The sequence below is a fragment of the Gemmobacter fulvus genome (assembly GCF_018798885.1).
GTDB classification, from domain to species: Bacteria; Pseudomonadota; Alphaproteobacteria; order Rhodobacterales; family Rhodobacteraceae; genus Gemmobacter; species Gemmobacter fulvus.
This window is the reverse complement of the sequence record NZ_CP076361.1, coordinates 875,665-891,682: the sequence shown is the minus strand read 5'-3', so window position 1 is coordinate 891,682 and position 16,018 is coordinate 875,665. Positions and strand designations below refer to the sequence as shown.

At 63.9% G+C, this 16,018-nt stretch carries 18 protein-coding genes and 1 tRNA gene; 10 read left to right on the top strand and 9 right to left on the bottom strand.

Going from position 1 to position 16,018, the window contains the following annotated elements:
* Positions 1-52 precede the first annotated feature (52 nt).
* The 4 genes from ccrA (at position 53) to KM031_RS04390 (ending at position 3,581) form a co-directional block, all read left to right on the top strand.
* The gene (ccrA, locus tag KM031_RS04405; protein WP_215503340.1) at positions 53-1,345 is read left to right on the top strand and encodes a crotonyl-CoA carboxylase/reductase; all 1,293 of its coding nucleotides are present in this window, start codon (positions 53-55) and stop codon (positions 1,343-1,345) included.
* A gap of 165 nt (positions 1,346-1,510) precedes the next feature.
* The gene (locus KM031_RS04400; RefSeq protein WP_215503339.1) at positions 1,511-1,702 is read left to right on the top strand and encodes a hypothetical protein; all 192 of its coding nucleotides are present in this window, start codon (positions 1,511-1,513) and stop codon (positions 1,700-1,702) included.
* A 45-nt stretch (positions 1,703-1,747) separates the two neighbouring features.
* A complete protein-coding gene (locus tag KM031_RS04395) occupies positions 1,748-3,292 on the top strand; it encodes an ATP-dependent DNA helicase (protein WP_260692103.1) in 1,545 nt (514 codons plus the stop codon).
* 52 nt (positions 3,293-3,344) lie between these two features.
* A complete protein-coding gene (locus KM031_RS04390) occupies positions 3,345-3,581 on the top strand; it encodes an Lrp/AsnC family transcriptional regulator (protein WP_215503337.1) in 237 nt (78 codons plus the stop codon).
* Positions 3,582-3,626: 45 nt separating this feature from the next.
* Here the strand turns inward: KM031_RS04390 and trpE are convergent, their stop codons facing one another.
* The 6 genes from trpE to fabI form a co-directional block, all read right to left on the bottom strand.
* Entirely contained in the window at positions 3,627-5,135 is a 1,509-nt protein-coding gene (gene trpE, locus KM031_RS04385) for an anthranilate synthase component I (RefSeq protein ID WP_215503336.1), read from the bottom strand.
* Positions 5,136-5,144: 9 nt separating this feature from the next.
* Entirely contained in the window at positions 5,145-7,010 is a 1,866-nt protein-coding gene (locus KM031_RS04380; RefSeq protein WP_215503335.1) for a peptidyl-prolyl cis-trans isomerase, read from the bottom strand.
* A gap of 100 nt (positions 7,011-7,110) precedes the next feature.
* Positions 7,111-8,304 (bottom strand): aminotransferase, encoded by a 1,194-nt coding sequence (locus KM031_RS04375; RefSeq protein WP_215503334.1) that lies wholly within the window; start codon positions 8,302-8,304, stop codon positions 7,111-7,113.
* 47 nt (positions 8,305-8,351) lie between these two features.
* A complete protein-coding gene (gene gpt, locus KM031_RS04370; RefSeq protein WP_215503333.1) occupies positions 8,352-8,855 on the bottom strand; it encodes a xanthine phosphoribosyltransferase in 504 nt (167 codons plus the stop codon).
* Positions 8,856-8,866: 11 nt separating this feature from the next.
* Positions 8,867-9,481 carry a LysE family translocator gene (locus KM031_RS04365; RefSeq protein ID WP_215503332.1) on the bottom strand — a complete coding sequence of 205 codons (615 nt, stop codon included), beginning with the start codon at positions 9,479-9,481 and terminating at the stop codon, positions 8,867-8,869.
* Positions 9,478-10,299, bottom strand: a complete 822-nt coding sequence (fabI, locus tag KM031_RS04360) for an enoyl-ACP reductase FabI (RefSeq protein WP_215503331.1) — start codon at positions 10,297-10,299, stop codon at positions 9,478-9,480. Before fabI ends, KM031_RS04365 begins: the two co-directional genes overlap by 4 nt.
* A gap of 203 nt (positions 10,300-10,502) precedes the next feature.
* On the opposite strand from fabI, the gene pdxH reads away from it, so the two are divergent.
* From pdxH to KM031_RS04340, 4 genes are all read left to right on the top strand, one after another.
* Complete coding sequence (pdxH, locus tag KM031_RS04355) at positions 10,503-11,114, top strand: pyridoxamine 5'-phosphate oxidase (protein WP_215503330.1); 612 nt, start codon at positions 10,503-10,505, stop codon at positions 11,112-11,114.
* Positions 11,115-11,230: 116 nt separating this feature from the next.
* Positions 11,231-11,770, top strand: coding sequence for a cold-shock protein (locus tag KM031_RS04350; protein WP_215503329.1), 540 nt, complete (start codon positions 11,231-11,233; stop codon positions 11,768-11,770).
* Positions 11,737-12,237: a DUF192 domain-containing protein gene (locus KM031_RS04345; protein WP_215503328.1), complete on the top strand. Its 501-nt coding sequence runs from the start codon at positions 11,737-11,739 to the stop codon at positions 12,235-12,237. Before KM031_RS04350 ends, KM031_RS04345 begins: the two co-directional genes overlap by 34 nt.
* 41 nt (positions 12,238-12,278) lie before the next feature.
* Positions 12,279-12,355: transfer RNA gene (locus KM031_RS04340), tRNA-Pro, on the top strand.
* A 29-nt stretch (positions 12,356-12,384) separates the two neighbouring features.
* Here KM031_RS04340 and KM031_RS04335 read toward each other — a convergent pair.
* Positions 12,385-13,113 carry a Crp/Fnr family transcriptional regulator gene (locus KM031_RS04335; RefSeq protein ID WP_215503327.1) on the bottom strand — a complete coding sequence of 243 codons (729 nt, stop codon included), beginning with the start codon at positions 13,111-13,113 and terminating at the stop codon, positions 12,385-12,387.
* Between the two features lie 109 nt (positions 13,114-13,222).
* Between KM031_RS04335 and KM031_RS04330 the strand changes: the two genes are divergently transcribed.
* Positions 13,223-13,591: a response regulator gene (locus KM031_RS04330; RefSeq protein ID WP_215503326.1), complete on the top strand. Its 369-nt coding sequence runs from the start codon at positions 13,223-13,225 to the stop codon at positions 13,589-13,591.
* 4 nt (positions 13,592-13,595) lie between these two features.
* On the opposite strand, the gene KM031_RS04325 is transcribed toward KM031_RS04330, so the two are convergent.
* Positions 13,596-14,318: an HPP family protein gene (locus tag KM031_RS04325; RefSeq protein WP_215503325.1), complete on the bottom strand. Its 723-nt coding sequence runs from the start codon at positions 14,316-14,318 to the stop codon at positions 13,596-13,598.
* A gap of 90 nt (positions 14,319-14,408) precedes the next feature.
* Positions 14,409-15,413, bottom strand: a complete 1,005-nt coding sequence (gene moaA, locus KM031_RS04320; protein WP_215503324.1) for a GTP 3',8-cyclase MoaA — start codon at positions 15,411-15,413, stop codon at positions 14,409-14,411.
* Positions 15,414-15,519: 106 nt separating this feature from the next.
* On the opposite strand from moaA, the gene KM031_RS04315 reads away from it, so the two are divergent.
* Positions 15,520-15,987, top strand: coding sequence for a hypothetical protein (locus tag KM031_RS04315; RefSeq protein ID WP_246566779.1), 468 nt, complete (start codon positions 15,520-15,522; stop codon positions 15,985-15,987).
* Positions 15,988-16,018 lie beyond the last annotated feature (31 nt).

The following is a 16,018-nucleotide window of genomic DNA, read 5'->3' as shown; positions in this document are numbered from 1 at the left end:
TCCATAACCGCGTCGATTCTGCGGCGCGGCATAACTTTGGCAGGAGGCCCCCATGGCTCTGGATACGCATCAGAACATCGTCGCCTATGACGCGCCGATCAAAGACCTGTATGAGGTTGGCGAAATGCCGCCGCTCGGCCATGTGCCCAAGCAGATGTATGCTTGGGCCATCCGCCGCGAGCGGCACGGCGAACCCGACGTGGCAATGCAGGTGGAGGTGGTCGACACCTGGGCCATCGACAGCCATGAAGTGCTGGTGCTGGTGATGGCGGCAGGCGTCAATTACAACGGCGTCTGGGCGGGTCTGGGCGTGCCGATCTCGCCCTTCGACGTGCACAAGGCCCCCTATCACATCGCAGGCTCCGATGCCTCGGGCATCGTCTGGGCGGTGGGTGACAAGGTGAAGCGCTGGAAAGTGGGCGATGAGGTTGTCATCCACTGCAACCAGGACGACGGCGACGATGAAGAGTGCAATGGCGGCGACCCGATGTTTTCGCCCAGCCAGCGCATCTGGGGCTATGAGACCCAGGACGGCTCTTTCGCGCAGTTCACCCGCGTGCAGGCGCAGCAACTGATGCCGCGGCCGAAACACCTGACCTGGGAAGAAGCGGCCTGCTACACGCTGACGCTGGCCACCGCGTACCGGATGCTGTTCGGGCATGAACCGCATGACCTGAAGCCGGGCCAGAACGTGCTGGTCTGGGGCGCATCGGGCGGTCTGGGTTCGTTTGCGATCCAGCTGATCAATGCCGCCGGGGCCAACGCGATCGGCGTGATTTCCGAAGAGGACAAGCGCGACTTCGTGATGAGCCTTGGCGCCAAGGGCGTGATCAACCGCAAGGAATTCAAGTGCTGGGGCCAGTTGCCCACGGTCAACACGCCCGAATACAATGAGTGGCTGAAAGAGGCCCGCCGCTTTGGCAAGGCGATCTGGGATATCACCGGCAAGGGCGTCAGCGTCGACATGGTGTTTGAACACCCGGGCGAGGCCACGTTCCCCGTCTCGTCGCTGGTGTGCAAGAAGGGCGGCATGGTGGTGATCTGTGCCGGCACCTCGGGTTTCAACTGCACCTTTGACGTGCGTTATATGTGGATGCACCAGAAGCGCCTGCAAGGCAGCCACTTCGCGCATCTGAAACAGGCCGCCGCCGCCAACAAGATGATGTTGGAGCGCCGGATCGACCCGTGCATGTCCGAAGTCTTCCCCTGGGCCGATATTCCTGCGGCGCATATCAAGATGCGGCGCAACGAACACAAGCCGGGCAATATGGCGGTGCTGGTGCAGGCCCCGCGCACCGGCCTGCGCACCTTCGAAGACACGCTGGAGGCCAGCCGTCAGGGTTGAGTTGCGCACAACCAGAGCGAATATTTGCGCCGTCCCTTCGGGGGCGGCGTTTTTATGCTTGGATACATTTGGTTTAGTGACAGTCTATTGACCTCTGACCTGATAATGTCACGGTAGGTGGAATCCCTCATTTCCATGCTTTGGCAATCGAAAGGCGGTGGCCACATGCACCATGACTGGATTTTTGACGTTCTGGCGGATCTGAAAGGGTTTGCATTGACCAACGGGCTTCCGGCGCTGGCGGCGCAGGTCGATGCCGCGATGCGGGTGGCCGAGGCAGAGCTTGCGGCGCAGGGCGGTGAGGGGGGCAGTGGCAGCGGTATGATCGGCCTGTCGCGCAGCGGTCGTCCGAACTGAGCAGCGCCCGAACGCACCCCCTCGCCACCGCGGCGCGGCTGCTTTATGGTCCGCGCGATGCAAAGCCCAGCCCTTCCCTTCTCTGACGATCAGGCCGAGGCCTGGGACCGTGTTGCCGACCAGTTGCGTGGGATGGGCATTGATCTGCACGACGGCACCCTCCAGCCGCCCATCGAAGAGAAATCTTCGGTTCTGGCCGTTGTGGGCAAGGCCGGATCGGGCAAGACCATGCTTCTGGCACAGCTTTACAAGGCGATGCTGGGCGCGGGCGTCGAGATCGTGTCGGGTGATTACGAAGGCAAAAAGCGCAAGGATCGGCGCACTCTGGCGATTCTGGCCCCCACCAACAAGGCGGCCTCGGTGCTGCGGATGCGTGGAGTTCCGGCGACCACGATCCACCGGATCCTGTATACGCCGGTTTATGATCCACAATATGAACTGATCGCCGAATGGCTGGCGGGCACGGGCAAGCGGCCCGAGGTGGAAGGTCTGACCGAACTGGCGCTGGACCGGGCGAAGGCGTTTTACGATCAGGTCGCCTCGATCCCCGGCGCGCTGGCGGCGGCGGGTCTGCGCGGCAGCGATTTCATCAAGGGCTGGAAGCGGCGTGAAGAGCCACTGGATGTGGGCTTTGTCGACGAATCCTCGATGCTGGATGAACGGCAGTTCGATGATCTGCGCGCCATTTTCCCGACGCTGGTGCTGTTTGGCGATCCGGCGCAGTTGGCCCCGGTGGGGCAATCGGGCGAGATGGTGTTTGACCGGCTGGGCGATACCCGCAAGCTGATCCTCAGCAGGATTCACCGGCAGGCCGAGGGCAACCCGATCCTCGATCTGGCCCATGCGCTTGCGGACCCGGATCTGAGCTTTGACCAGTTCGAACGCATGGTGGAACGTGCGGCGCGTGATGATGACCGGGTGGTCATGGCCGAACGGGTGGACAGCGATCTGATGGCGCGCAGCCCGGTGCTGGTCTGGCGCAATGCCACGCGCATCCGGCTGATCACAGCGTTCCGGGCGGCGCAAGGCGCGCCGGTGGATGCGCTGATCCCCGGCGAGCCGCTGATCTGCGACGGGATCGAACTGCCGCTGAAACACCGCAAGAAACGCATTGATCTGGAAGCGCGCGGTCTGATCAAGGGCGCGCAGGTGATCTACCTCGGGCCGGGCGCGCGCAGCGGCTTTGCCAAGCTGCATGTGATTGGCGCCGAAGAGCCGCAACTGTCGGCGGCCTCGATCATCAAGATCGAACGCCCCGACGAGGAAGAGCCGTTCATTCCGTCGGCGGCCACGATGGGGGCGGCGTTCCTGCATGGCTCTGCCGTCACCATTCACAAGGCGCAGGGCTCGCAATGGGATACGGTGCAGGTTTTCGCGCCGGATCTTTGGGCCGCGGCACAGGCCGGGCGGACCGAGGCCGGCATCCCGCTGTGGAAACGGCTGGCCTATGTGGCGATCACCCGGGCCGAAAAGCGGCTGATGTGGGTGATCCGCAACCGGCTGGGTCGGCCACAGGTGCCGCTGGGCATTGACGATCTGCCCAAGGCGGCAGCCCCGCTGGCGCTGCGCGCGACCGAGCCTGATCCGTGACCCTTGGCAAGCCGCAGCCAGCCGCCTAATCTGCCGCCAAAGGAGCCTGCCCATGATCTGCGTTTTCGTCCAGTTCCGCTGCACCCCCGGCCAGACCTATGCGGTGGCCACCGCCATCTATGACCGCGAGGTGGTGAGCGAACTTTATTCCACCTCGGGCGAATATGACCTGATTGCCAAGGTCTATATCCCGGAGGACGCGGATGTCGGCCATTACCTGTCAGAGCGGCTGTTCGACATTCCGGGCATCGTGCGCACCCTGACGACGATGACCTTCAAGGCGTTCTGAGCCCGTCACGCGGGGCAGGGGCGCCGCTCGGGCGCCCCGCAGGGATTAGCTGTTGCGCGTGCGGGAGAACAGGCCCGCATCTTCGGCGGCACGGCGCAGCGCCTTGGATTTGTTGACGGTTTCCTGAAATTCCGCCTCGGGGTCGCTGTCATAGACCACGCCCCCCCCGGCCTGAATATACAGCTGCTCGTCCTTCAGCACGGCAGTGCGCAGCGCGATGCAGAAATCCATCTCGCCATTCGCGGCAAAATAACCGACGCCGCCGCCATAGACGCCGCGCTTTTCCGGCTCCAGCTCGTCGATGATCTGCATGGCGCGGACCTTGGGCGCGCCCGACACCGTGCCCGCAGGCAGACCCGCCAGCAGCGCCGACAGCGCATCCTCGCCCTCGGCAATCTCACCCACCACGTTCGACACGATGTGCATGACGTGCGAATAGCGTTCGATGATGAACTTCTCGGTTGGTTTCACCGTGCCGATCTTGGCCACGCGACCCACGTCGTTGCGACCCAGATCCAGCAGCATCAGATGTTCGGCCAGTTCTTTCTTGTCGGACAGCAGATCCAGTTCCAGCGCCTTGTCCTCTTCGGGCGTGGCGCCGCGTTTGCGCGTGCCTGCAATCGGGCGAACCGTCACTTCGCCTTCGCGCAGTCGCACGAGGATTTCGGGGCTGGCCCCGATCACCTGAAAGCCGCCGAAGTTGAAGAAGAACAGGAAGGGCGAGGGGTTGGTGCGTCGCAGGCTGCGATAAAGCGCAAAGGGCGGCAGCTCGAACCGCTGGGTCCAGCGCTGGCTGGGCACCACCTGAAAGATGTCGCCCGCGCGGATGTAATCCTTCGCCCGCTCCACAGCCTGTTTGTACCCGTCATGGCTGAAGTTCGACACCATCTCGCCGACCGGGGCCACTTCGCCCAGATCGCGCTGCACCGCTGGGGCGCGTTCCAGATCGCGCAGCGCGTCCATCACCCGCTCGGCGGCCTGCGCATAGGCGGCGCGGGCCGACAGGCCCGATCCGACCCAGGCCGGGGCCACCACCGTCACCTCGCCCTTCACCCCGTCCAGCACGGCCACCACCGACGGGCGCATCAGCACCGCATCGGGCAGGCCCAGCGGATCGGGGTTCACATCCGGCAGATGTTCCACCAGCCGGATCATGTCATAACCCAGATAGCCAAACAGCCCTGAGGCAATCGCGGGCAGATCGGCAGGCATCTCGATCCGGCTTTCGGCGATCAGCGCCCGCAAGGTGGTCAGCGGATGGCCATCCAGCGGTTTGAAGGCCTGCGGGTCAAAGCGCGCTTCGCGGTTGATCTCGGATGCCTCGCCCCGGCAACGCCAGATCAGATCCGGCTTCATGCCGACCACCGAATAGCGGCCCCGCACCTCGCCACCCGTCACGCTTTCCAGCATGAAGGTATCCGTGCGCGCCTCGGCCAGTTTCAGCATCAGGCTGACCGGCGTATCCAGATCGGCGGCAAGGCGGGCATAGACCAGTTGGTTTTGCCCGGCATTCCAGCCGCGCTCGAACGTCTCGAATGAAGGAATGAGAGACATTTCAGGCCCTTACTGGAATTGCGCGTGAACCGCATCAATGGCGGATTGATTGAGCGTGATACCCGCCTTGGACGCCAGCCCCGCCGAGAACAGCGCAAAGGCATCCTGCGACAGCGCCTGTTCGACCTGCGCGGTGATGGCCCCTTTCAGCGCAATTGCGGATTCTCCTTCGGACGCCGGGGCCTGAATCCGGTCCAGCCGCACGAGGCCGACGAAATCCGGGGTTTCGATTACCTGAATCTCACCTTCGGCCATTTTGAACACCGTCGGCAGCAGGCTTTCCGGGGCCTTTTCGATGAACCCGTCGCGGGCAATTTCCGGCGTCACGCTGAGGATGCCGTAAGACCCGAGATTGGCCCCGCCCTCGACTTCGGTCTTGATGGTGGTGGCACGGGCCGACAGCGCCTTGCGCAGCGCCTCCTTGCGCCAGCTTTCGGCCACGGCGTCGCGCGTTTCGGCAAAGGGGATGGGGGCTGCGGGCACGATCTCGTCCAGCCGCAGCGCCACAAGGCCGCCATCGTCCAGTTGCACCGCTTCGGCAAAGTCACCGGCCTGTACCGCGGCTGCGGCCTCGCGGAAGGCGGGGTAGCCTGCGATCTTGGCATCGGACTGCGCCGAGAAGTCCAGCGTGCCCAGTTCCATCTTCTGCTCGGCGGCGAGTTCTTCCAGCGTGGCCCCACCGGCCAGCGCATCGTCAATCGCCTCCAGCCGGTCACCGATGGTGCGGCGGGCGGCATCCTGCTGATATTCCAGCGTCAGATCAGTTTTCACATCGTCAAAGCTGGTTTCCTGCGCGGCGAGAATCCCGTTCATGCGGAACAGCGCCGGGCCGAATTCCGACGGCAGCGGGCCGACGACACCCGGTTCGGTCAGCGCAAAGACCGGCTCTGCCGCAGCCCCCAGATCGGCCTGCGATACATCGCCCAGATCAATGTCGATCAGCTTGAGCCCGCGTTCGGCCACGATCGCCTCGAAGCCTTCGCCCGCGTCGATCCGGGCCTTGGCGGTCTTTGCCTCGTCCTCGGTGGCAAAGACCAGCCGTTCGACCAGCCGCCGCTCCGGCTTTACGAATTCGTCGATCCGTTCATCATACAGCTTGCGCAGCTCCGCCTCGTCCACCGGCATGGTGGCGGCCAGCGTCTCCGGCAGCAGCGCCGCATAGGTGATGCGCTTGGCTTCGGGTTTGGTGAAAGCCGCGATATTGGCGTCATAATGCGCCTGCAATTCGGCGTCGGCCGGCTCGGGCAGGGGGGCGGGCAGATCCGCCTCGCCCAGGGCCAGCAGGGTCAGGCCCCGACGTTCCGCGATATAGGCATAAAGTGTGTCGGTCAGCGGCGCGGGCGAGGCAAAGCCGCCCGCAACCGCCCCTTGCAGCAGCGCGCGCGCCAGATCATCGCGCAGCGTCGCTTCGAACTCCGCCTTGGTCAGATTGTTGCGCTCCAGCGTGAAGCTGTAGGTTTCTGGATCGAAATTGCCCGAGGTGCCCTTGAAGGCGGGCATCGAGGTCAGTTCTTTGGCCACGCGCGCATCGCCGACCGACAGGCCGATGCGATCCGCCTCGTCATCCAGCGCCGCCGCCGTCACCAGTTGCTGACGCACCTTGCCATCCAGCCCCAGCGTCAGTGCCTCCTGCACACCGATCTGCGTGCCGACCTGTGCGCCAAAGGCGCTGATCTCGCTTTGCAACGCGCGGGCATATTGGTTCACGTCAATCTCGCGCCCGCCCACGCTGCCGATGGCGGTGACGCCGGTGCCGTAATTGGTGACGCCAAAGCCCCCCAATCCCGCAATCAGCATGGCCATCAACAGCCAGACCATCAGCGAAGTCCCCCGGCGCTTGCGTTTCGGGCTGTCGGTTTCGCTGTCTTGTGCCATGTTGGGGCCTGCTTTGCTTGGGTTTGGCAGAGGTTCTATGCGCTGGCGGCCTGCGCGGCAAGGGCCGGGTATCGGCCCCTGTCAAACTGCGCAGAAACGCTCAGGGGCGGAAGTCGCTGAGCCGGTTGAACATTTCCGCAATCCCGCCCGCATCGACATTGGCAAAGGCAATGCGGAACTGGCGTTTGCCTTCGGCATGGCTGTCGGGCTGGAACATGGTGCCGGGCAACATCAGGATCGCCTGATCCTGCACCAGCTGTTTCGCCAGATCGGCCGAGCTGGCGTCAAACGGGTGTTCGACATAGGCAAAATAGGCGCCGCAGCCCAGCAGACGCCAGGCGGGCAAGGCCTTGAACCCGTTCAGCATCGCGGCGCGCCGGGCCAGAATTTCGGCCCGCTCGCCCGCGACCCATGCGCCAAGGTTCTGCATCCCCCACAGCGCGCCGATCTGGCCTAGTTGCGACGGGCAGATCGCCACCGTGTCCAGAAACTTCTCCACCTCGGCCAGCCGGGCAGCGGCGGCCACGATGGCCCCCACGCGATGCCCGGTCAGCCGATAGGCCTTGGAAAAGGAATACAGCTGGATCAGCACATCGTCCCAATCGGGATCGGTGAACAGATCATGTGGCCTGCCGCCAATGTCGCGGCCATGGCGGCTGTCGAAGTCGCGGTAGGTTTCGTCGACGATCAGCGCCAGCCCGCGGCCCCGGCACAGATCGCGGAAGCGGCCAATCAACTCGGCGGGATATTCCACGCCGCCCGGATTGTTCGGGCTGACCAGCACGATGGCGCGGGTGCGCGGGGTAATCAGACTGGCGGCCTTGTCAGGATCGGGCAGCAGGTCGCTTCCGGTCGCCATCGGCACCGTGGTCACGCCCTGCATATCCAGCCACATCTTGTGATTGAAATACCATGGCGTCGGCAGGATCACCTCGTCCCCCGCCCCGGCGAGGGTCGACATCACGGCGGTGAAGGCCTGATTGCAGCCCTGGGTGATCGCCACCTGATCGTCCCGGATGCTGCCGCCATAGGCGGCGGACCATTGCGCCGCAATCTCTTCGCGCAGGGCGGGCAGGCCCAGAACCGGGCCATAAAGATGCGCCTGCGGATCATGCAGTGCCGCCTCGGCCAGCGCCTGACGCAGGCCAAGGGGCGGGCTGTCCACCGGCGCTGCCTGACTGACATTGATCAGCGGCCGCTCCGGCGTGAAGACCACACCAGACAGCCAGCGCCGCGCCTCCATCACCGGGGGCGGGAAGGTGGCGGCCATGGCGGGGTTCAGCGGCAGGGTCATCGGGGCCTCGAAGGTTTGGGGGCGGTGCGGCGGACAGGCCGCACAGATCAATCCGTGCCGCGGAACGGCTGCACATATTGCAGCGCCATATCCCAGGGGAAGAAGATCCAGGTGTCCTGGCTGACCTCGGTGATATAGGTATCGACCTGCGGCTTGCCGCTCGGCTTGGCATAGACCGTGGCAAAATGCGCGCGGGGATAGAGCTTGCGCACCAGTTCCAGCGTCTTGCCGGAATCCACCAGATCATCGACGATCAGGATGCCGGTGCCATCGCCCATCAGCTCTGACTGCGGGCTTTTGGTCACCTGCGCTTCGGTCTGCGACTGGTGGCTGTAGCTTTTCACCGAAATCGTATCGACCACGCGGATGTCCAACTCGCGCGAGACGATCATCGCCGGCACCAGCCCGCCGCGCGTGATCCCGACCACGGCCCGCCAGGCGCCGCCATCCGGCCCCTTGCCATCCAGCCGCCAGGCCAACGCGCGGGCATCGCGGTGGATCTGGTCCCAGCTGACGTGAAAGCCCTTTTCATGCGGCAGGCGGTCGATCATCTGAAGGCTCCTCAGGTGGCGGCGATCTTGACGCCCAGCAGGGCGAGCAATCCGCCAAAGCTGCGATCAATCACGGTTTTCAGGCTGATATAGCCCGCGCGGGTCCGCTCGAACGAGAAGATGCGGGCGACAAGTATGTTCCAGACGGTTTCGTTCAGGAAAACCACGACCAGCAGCGCGACATAGACCAAGGGCGCGGTGCCCTGCGGCACGGTGCCGATGAAGATGGCCGAGAACAGCACCGCCGGTTTCGGATTGGCAAGCTGGGTCAGAACCCCCAGCCGGAAAGCCGAGGCGGGCGAGCGGGGCAGGCGGCTGGCCTGATCCAGATCCAGCGGCGTGGTGGCATCGCGCCACATGCCCCATGCCATCCAGATCAAATAGGCACCGCCCAGCAGCTTCAGCGCCCAGAGCAGGGCAGGCGCGGCCTCGAACACGAGATTGAGGCCGAACAGCGCTGCCGCCGCCCAGATGACGCCGCCAAGGCCGATGCCCGCCGCCAGAAACGCGCCGGTGCGCAGCCCTTCGGTCACGCCGGTGCGCGCGGCCATCAGCACGGCAGGGCCGGGGCTGATGGCGGCCATCAGATGCAGCAGCGCAACCGCGAGAAAGGCCGCCAGCGTCATTCCTTGCGCCCCGTCACCACGTCGATATCCGGCGCATCCACGGCCTTCATGCCAACGACATGATAGCCCGCATCGACATGCAGGTTTTCGCCGGTGGTGCCCGACCCAAGGTCCGACAGCAGATAGAGCGAGGCCTTGCCCACCTCTTCCTGCGTCACATTGCGGCGCAGCGGCGAGTTCAGCTCGTTCCACTTCATGATATAACGGAAATCGCCGATGCCGCTGGCGGCCAGCGTCTTGATCGGCCCGGCGGAAATGGCGTTGACGCGGATGCCATCCTTGCCCAGATCCTCGGCCAGATATTTGACCGATGCCTCCAATGCGGCCTTGGCCACACCCATCACATTGTAATGCGGCATGACCTTTTCGGCACCGTAATAGGTCAGCGTCAGCAGGCTGCCGCCGGGCCCCATCATCGCCGAGGCGCGTTGGCAGACGGCGGTAAAGCTGTAGACCGAAATGTCCATCGTCATGCGGAAGTTCGCAGGCGAGGTATCGACATAGCGGCCGCGCAATTCGTTCTTGTCGGAAAAGCCGATGGCATGAACCACGAAATCAAGGCTGTCCCAGCGGGTCTTGATCGCGGCAAACAGCCCGTCCAGCGAGGCTTCGTCCGACACATCGCATTCGGCCAGAAAATCTGATCCGATCGAGGCGGCCAGCGGCTCGACCCGCTTTTTCAGAGCGTCGCCCTGATACGAGAAGGCCAGTTCGGCCCCCTGATCGGCACAGGCTTTGGCGATGCCCCAGGCGATCGACTTGTCATTGGCGAGGCCCATGATGAGCCCGCGCTTTCCGGCCAGAAGTCCAGTCGCCATTCGTTCCCTCGTCGCGTTATTTTTGGCTGATCCCGACGTGTAGGCGATCCGGTGGGCCGCATCAAGGGCGGCTATGCGGAGAAGCCCGCCCGACAAGGCTTGAAAGCCCGCAGGCCCGGGCTAATTTCCGCGACAGCTGTGCTTGAATCTTGCGACGCGGAATGTAACGCAGGAGGCGGAATTGGCACAGACGGAGCATGGTGATGGACAGGACGGGGATCTTCGCGGGCGACAACCCCTTTGCGCTCGCGCAAAGCTGGTTGCAGGACGCCGAAGGGCAGGAGCCGAATGACCCGAACGCCATTGCCTTGGGCACCGTGGATGCCGACGGCCTGCCCAATGTGCGGATGGTGTTGCTGAAAGAGATCGAAACGACAGGCGCGGGCGGGTTTGTGTTCTACACCAACTACGGCAGCGTGAAGGGGCAGGAGATCGCCGCAACTGGCAAGGCGGCCTTTGTGCTGCATTGGAAGTCGCTGCGCCGCCAGATCCGGGTGCGCGGCCTGACCGAACGCGAAGAGGGCCCGCAGGCCGATGACTATTATCACAGCCGCAGCCTGAAATCTCGTCTGGGGGCCTGGGCCAGCGCGCAGTCGCAGCCGCTGTCGTCGCGCGGCGCGCTGATGGCCGAAGTGGCCAAGGTGACAGCGCTCAAGGGTCCGAATCCTGCCCGCCCGCCGTTCTGGGGCGGTGTGCGCATTCGGCCTCTGGAAATAGAGTTCTGGGCCGATGGTGCCTTCCGGTTGCACGACCGCTTCCGTTGGCAGCGTGACAGCTTGGAGAGCCAGTGGAAAATCGACCGTCTGAACCCTTGAATTTCACGCTTCGTGAAATGCAGCGGCATAATTGGGTCGGTTTTTCACTTGAACACGCCGAAGCTTTGCCCGATTGACTATACCCGAGGGGCTTAATCTGGGGAAACGGCTCTGCGATGACTGAAGAGAACGTCGCCACACCACGAATGGTGCATGGCAAAGTAAAGTGGTTCGACCCTGCCAAGGGGTTCGGTTTCATCCTCGCGGATGAAGGCGGATCGGACATATTGCTGCATGCAAATGTGCTGCGCAATTACGGGCAGAGTTCCGTCGCCGACGGAACGAACATCAGCGTCATGGTGCAGAATACGCAGCGTGGGGTGCAGGCGGTGGAGGTTCTGAAGATCGAGCCGCCCGCTGGAATGGCCTTCCCGCTGGGCGAGGAGCATGGCCTTGCCACGCCCGAAGAGATCGCAGCCCGCCCGCTGGAACCGGCGCGGGTGAAATGGTTCGACAAATCCAAGGGCTTTGGCTTTGCCAATGTGTTTGGACGGCCCGAAGATGTTTTCGTGCATGTCGAGGTGTTGCGCCTGTCCGGCTTTGCCGATCTTGCGGCGGGCGAGGCGGTGTGCCTGCGCATCATCGACGGCAAGCGCGGGCGTATGGCGGTACAGGTGGTATCATGGGAAGCAGCAGCGCGTGGTCAGGACGGCTGATTGCCGCTCTGGTTCTGGTTTCAGGGCTCGTGCCATCCTTGGCACGGGCGCAGAGCTGCGATCCGGCGCAAGTGCAGTTGCGCGGGCCCTTCGGGCAGGCGCAGTTTTCCGTTGAACTGGCCGATGATGCGGACGAACGTGCGCAGGGCCTGATGTTCCGCGAAGAGCTGGCCGCTTCGGCCGGGATGCTGTTTGTCTATGAATATCCGCAACATGCGGTGTTCTGGATGAAAAACACCCTGATCCCGTTGGACATGGTGTTTGCCGATGCAACGGGGCGGGTGACGCATGTGCATTCCAATGCTGTGCCGCAGGATGAAACCCCGATTGATGGCGGCACGGATGTGACACTCGTGCTGGAAATCCGTGGCGGTCTGGCCGCCCGGCTGGGCATTGCCCCCGGCGCAGAGCTGCGCCACCCCGCCATCGCACAGACTGCGGCGATCTGGCCCTGCGCGGCAGAATAGGGCTTTCCAACCCGGCGCAAGCTTAGTAGGAAGCGCGCAGTCGGGGCGTAGCGCAGCCTGGTAGCGCGACGGTTTTGGGTACCGTAGGTCGGAAGTTCGAATCTTCTCGCCCCGACCATTTCACAAAAGCACAACTGAACCCAACCCTCAGAACAGCGGGCGTTGCACGATGTCGCCATCGTCATACATGGCGATTTCGGCCAGTCGGGCGCGGTTCGGCAGGGCCAGCCGACCGTCTTGCCAGACCGCGATGCCTTCGCGTTTCAGTCGGGCAAGCGTCTTGTTGGTATGCACCAGCGACAGGCCCACCGCATCGGCCAGATCCTGTTGTTTCCATGGCAAGGGCGCTGTGCCAGAGCCGGTCAACCCCAGACCTTCGGCCCGCCGCCACATGCGCATCAGGGCCCAGGCGACGCGTTCGATGGCCTCGCGTTGGCCCAGCGTCGCCAGCGCATCGCCCAGAAAATGCTCTTCGGTCGCGCCCAGAAATGTCAGATCATAACCGCGCCCCGGATGGGTGCGGAACAGGTTCCACAATTCGTTGCGATCAAAGACACATAACACCATGTCGGTCGTCGCCTCGGTCGTGTGTTTCATCTCGCCCATCAGCGCCGATTGCAGACCCAGAAAATCACCGGCAAACACGAAGTTGACCACCTGCCGCCGACCATCTTCCAGTGTTTTATACCGCAGGCCCTGACCGCGCAGCACAGTGAACAATTGCGGACTGGCCGCCCCCTCCAGCAGGATCGTGGTGCCCGCCTGCACCGACAATTCGCCCTTCTTGAACTTCTGCATGAAAACCAGCTCGTCATCGCTCATCTGCTGGAACAGCGGTTTCTTGCGCAAGGGGCAGGCTTGACAGGCGGTTGTCATCCGGGGGCGCCTTTCTGGCTTTTGCTATGTCACAGTTTAATGCGTGAACCTGTGAAAGGTTCCATGGTCAGCCGCTATCCCGAAGGAATCGGGTGCGAGGTAAAACGGTATGACGGTGCAAGGGAACGATGTCGTGCAGGAGGCCCCCCGGTTTCTGGTGGTGGATCCCATGCCCTTGGTCGCCGAGGATCTGGCGGAATTGCTGCGCGAGGCGCATCCGGGGGCCGATGTGGTGCTGGCCTCAACCGCGTCTCAGGCCGTGGCCTGGCTGGCAGAATTGCCGGGGCTGACGGCGGCCTTTGTCAATCTTTGTGCCGAGGATCTGGCGAAGGCCGATTTACCTGCACGGATCGAAGCTTTGGGCGGGGCGGTGGTGTCGCTGTGGGGGGATCGCCCCATCGGGGCGGGGCGCTGGTTCGTGCTGGATCTGCCGTTTTCGGCCGAAAGCCTGCACTCGGTGCTGGGCAGGCTGGGCTGAGCGATCAGCGCGGCGGCGGCGCAGAATGTGGGTGGCGGCGTTCGAGTTCTTCAAGCAGGCGCGTCAGATCCTCCACCCCGATATTCGCCGTCAGACGCAGGCTTTCCAGCAGCGTTTCCAGCTCTTCCGGTGGCGGCAGGGCGCGGCGGATCGGGGCGGGCGGGCTTGGCGCGTCGATCGGCAGGCGGAACGGATAGGCGCGGCCCGTCGCGCGGTTCCAGATCGTTGCCGCCAGAATCAACAGCGCGGTGTCGACCGCCACCGGGGTCAGGACAAAGGCATAACCGATCTCCTGAATGACCGGGGCTGTCAGCACAGCCCAGAGCGCCACGGCAGCACCGGGCGGGTGCATGGCACGGGCGAGCGCCATGGCGACAAAGGATCCACCAATTGCCAGAATGATATCAATCGGTTGCGGTAGGCCCGCCATCACCACCGCTGTGGCGACAAGGGCCGACAGCATATTGCCGACCAGAGCGGGCCAGGGCTGGGCGAGCGGGCTGTTCGGCACGGCAAACAGCAAAAACGCGGTCGCCCCCAGCGGCGCGATCAGCATCATGCCGGCCGTCTCGGGGCGGAACCGTTCCAGCAGCACGGCCATCAGCCCGAGCGCCAAGGCCCCTCCCAACCCGGCGCGCAGCGCCTCGCGCAGCGGCGGGCGGGCCATGGCGGGCAGAAGATGCGCAAGCGCCCGCAGAAACAGGCCGGAGTCAGACGAGATATTCATTCGGATCGGCCCTGCATGACACAGTTTTCAAAAGACAGCCGCAGGGCTCCGCCATCAGAAAGACCCCTGCGGATCCTGTTCTGATCCCGCTCAGCCACCCGTATGGCTCATGTGGCGGGTCATCTGCCCCGCGACTTTCTGGCGGGAATAATCGAAATCATGCCCTTTCGGCTTTTTCAGGATCGCATCGCGGATGGCCTGCACCAGCACGGCATCATCGGCACTGGCCCGCAGCGGCGCGCGCAGGTCGGCCATATCCTCTTGCCCAAGGCACATATACAATTCGCCGGTGCAGGTCAGCCGCACGCGGTTGCAGCTTTCGCAGAAATTATGGGTCAGGGGCGTGATAAAGCCGATCTTCTGCCCGGTCTGTTCCAGCCGCAGATAGCGGGCGGGGCCACCCGTGCGCTCGGCCAGATCGGTGACGGTAAAGCGCGTGGCCAAGCGGGCGCGCAGGTCGGACAGCGGCCAATACTGGTCCAGCCGATCCTCATTGCCCAGATCGCCCATCGGCATCACCTCGATGAAGGTCAGGTCATGGCCTTCCTGCGCACACCAGTCGACCAGCGTGAACAGTTCATCTTCGTTGAAGCCTTTCAGCGCCACGGTGTTGATCTTGACGCGCAAGCCCGCAGCCTTGGCGGCAGTTATGCCCTCCAGAACCTGCGGCAGCCGCCCCCAGCGGGTGATCTGCGCGAACTTCGTCGCATCCAGCGTATCGAGCGAGACATTGATCCGCCGCACGCCACAGGCGGCCAGATCCGCCGCATAGCGGGCAAGCTGGCTGCCATTGGTGGTCAGCGTCAGCTCTTTCAGCGCGCCACGGTCCAGATGCCGTTTCATCGCCTGAAAGAAGGTCAGGATGCCCTTGCGCACCAAAGGCTCGCCGCCGGTGATGCGCAGCTTTTCGACGCCAAGCCCGATGAAGGTGGAACACATGCGGTCCAGCTCTTCCAGCGTCAGAAGGTCGGCCTTGGGCAGGAAGGTCATATTTTCCGACATGCAATAGACGCAGCGGAAATCGCAGCGGTCAGTGACCGAGACGCGCAAGTAACTGATCGCGCGGGCGAAGGGGTCGATCAATGGAGCGTTCATGGAATGATTCTAAGCCTTTGCCCCCGGTGCAGCAAGCGCGAAAGCGACGGTTGCTGCGCCGTTCCCCCCCGACTATCGTATCCCCAAGATTGCAGAGGAGAATATCATGCTGCGCTGGATGGGTTTTGGGCTATGCGCCGCGCTGCTGGCGGGCTGCGGGGCGATGCCGGATTTTCTGAAACGCGAGGAGACGCGGACGGCTGCGCCCGTCGCTGCCGCCCCCAGCCCTGCGCTGACGGCACCGCGCCCCAGCGCCGGGGCCAGAACCGCCGAGACGCTGGATACCACAACCGAAGCACAACGGGCGGCGGCCACAGCGGCCACGGTTCCGGTGCAGGTGGCGCCTTTGGGCAAGGTGGTGGTCAGTCTGGGGGATGTGACGGTGCCGGGCTTCTGGCTGAAATCGTCGCTGGTTAGCGCGCCGGTGCCGGGGCTTGTCAAGACCGCAGGCGGGCAGACGGTGCAGGTGGATCTGTTGCCGGGCGACGGGGCGGCGCAACTGTCGCTCGCGGCGTTTCGGGCGGCCGGTCTTGGCCTGACCGATCTGCCGCAGGTCGAGGTATTCCCGCGCTGATCCCCATGCGCCGGGAGGGCAAAAGCCCTCC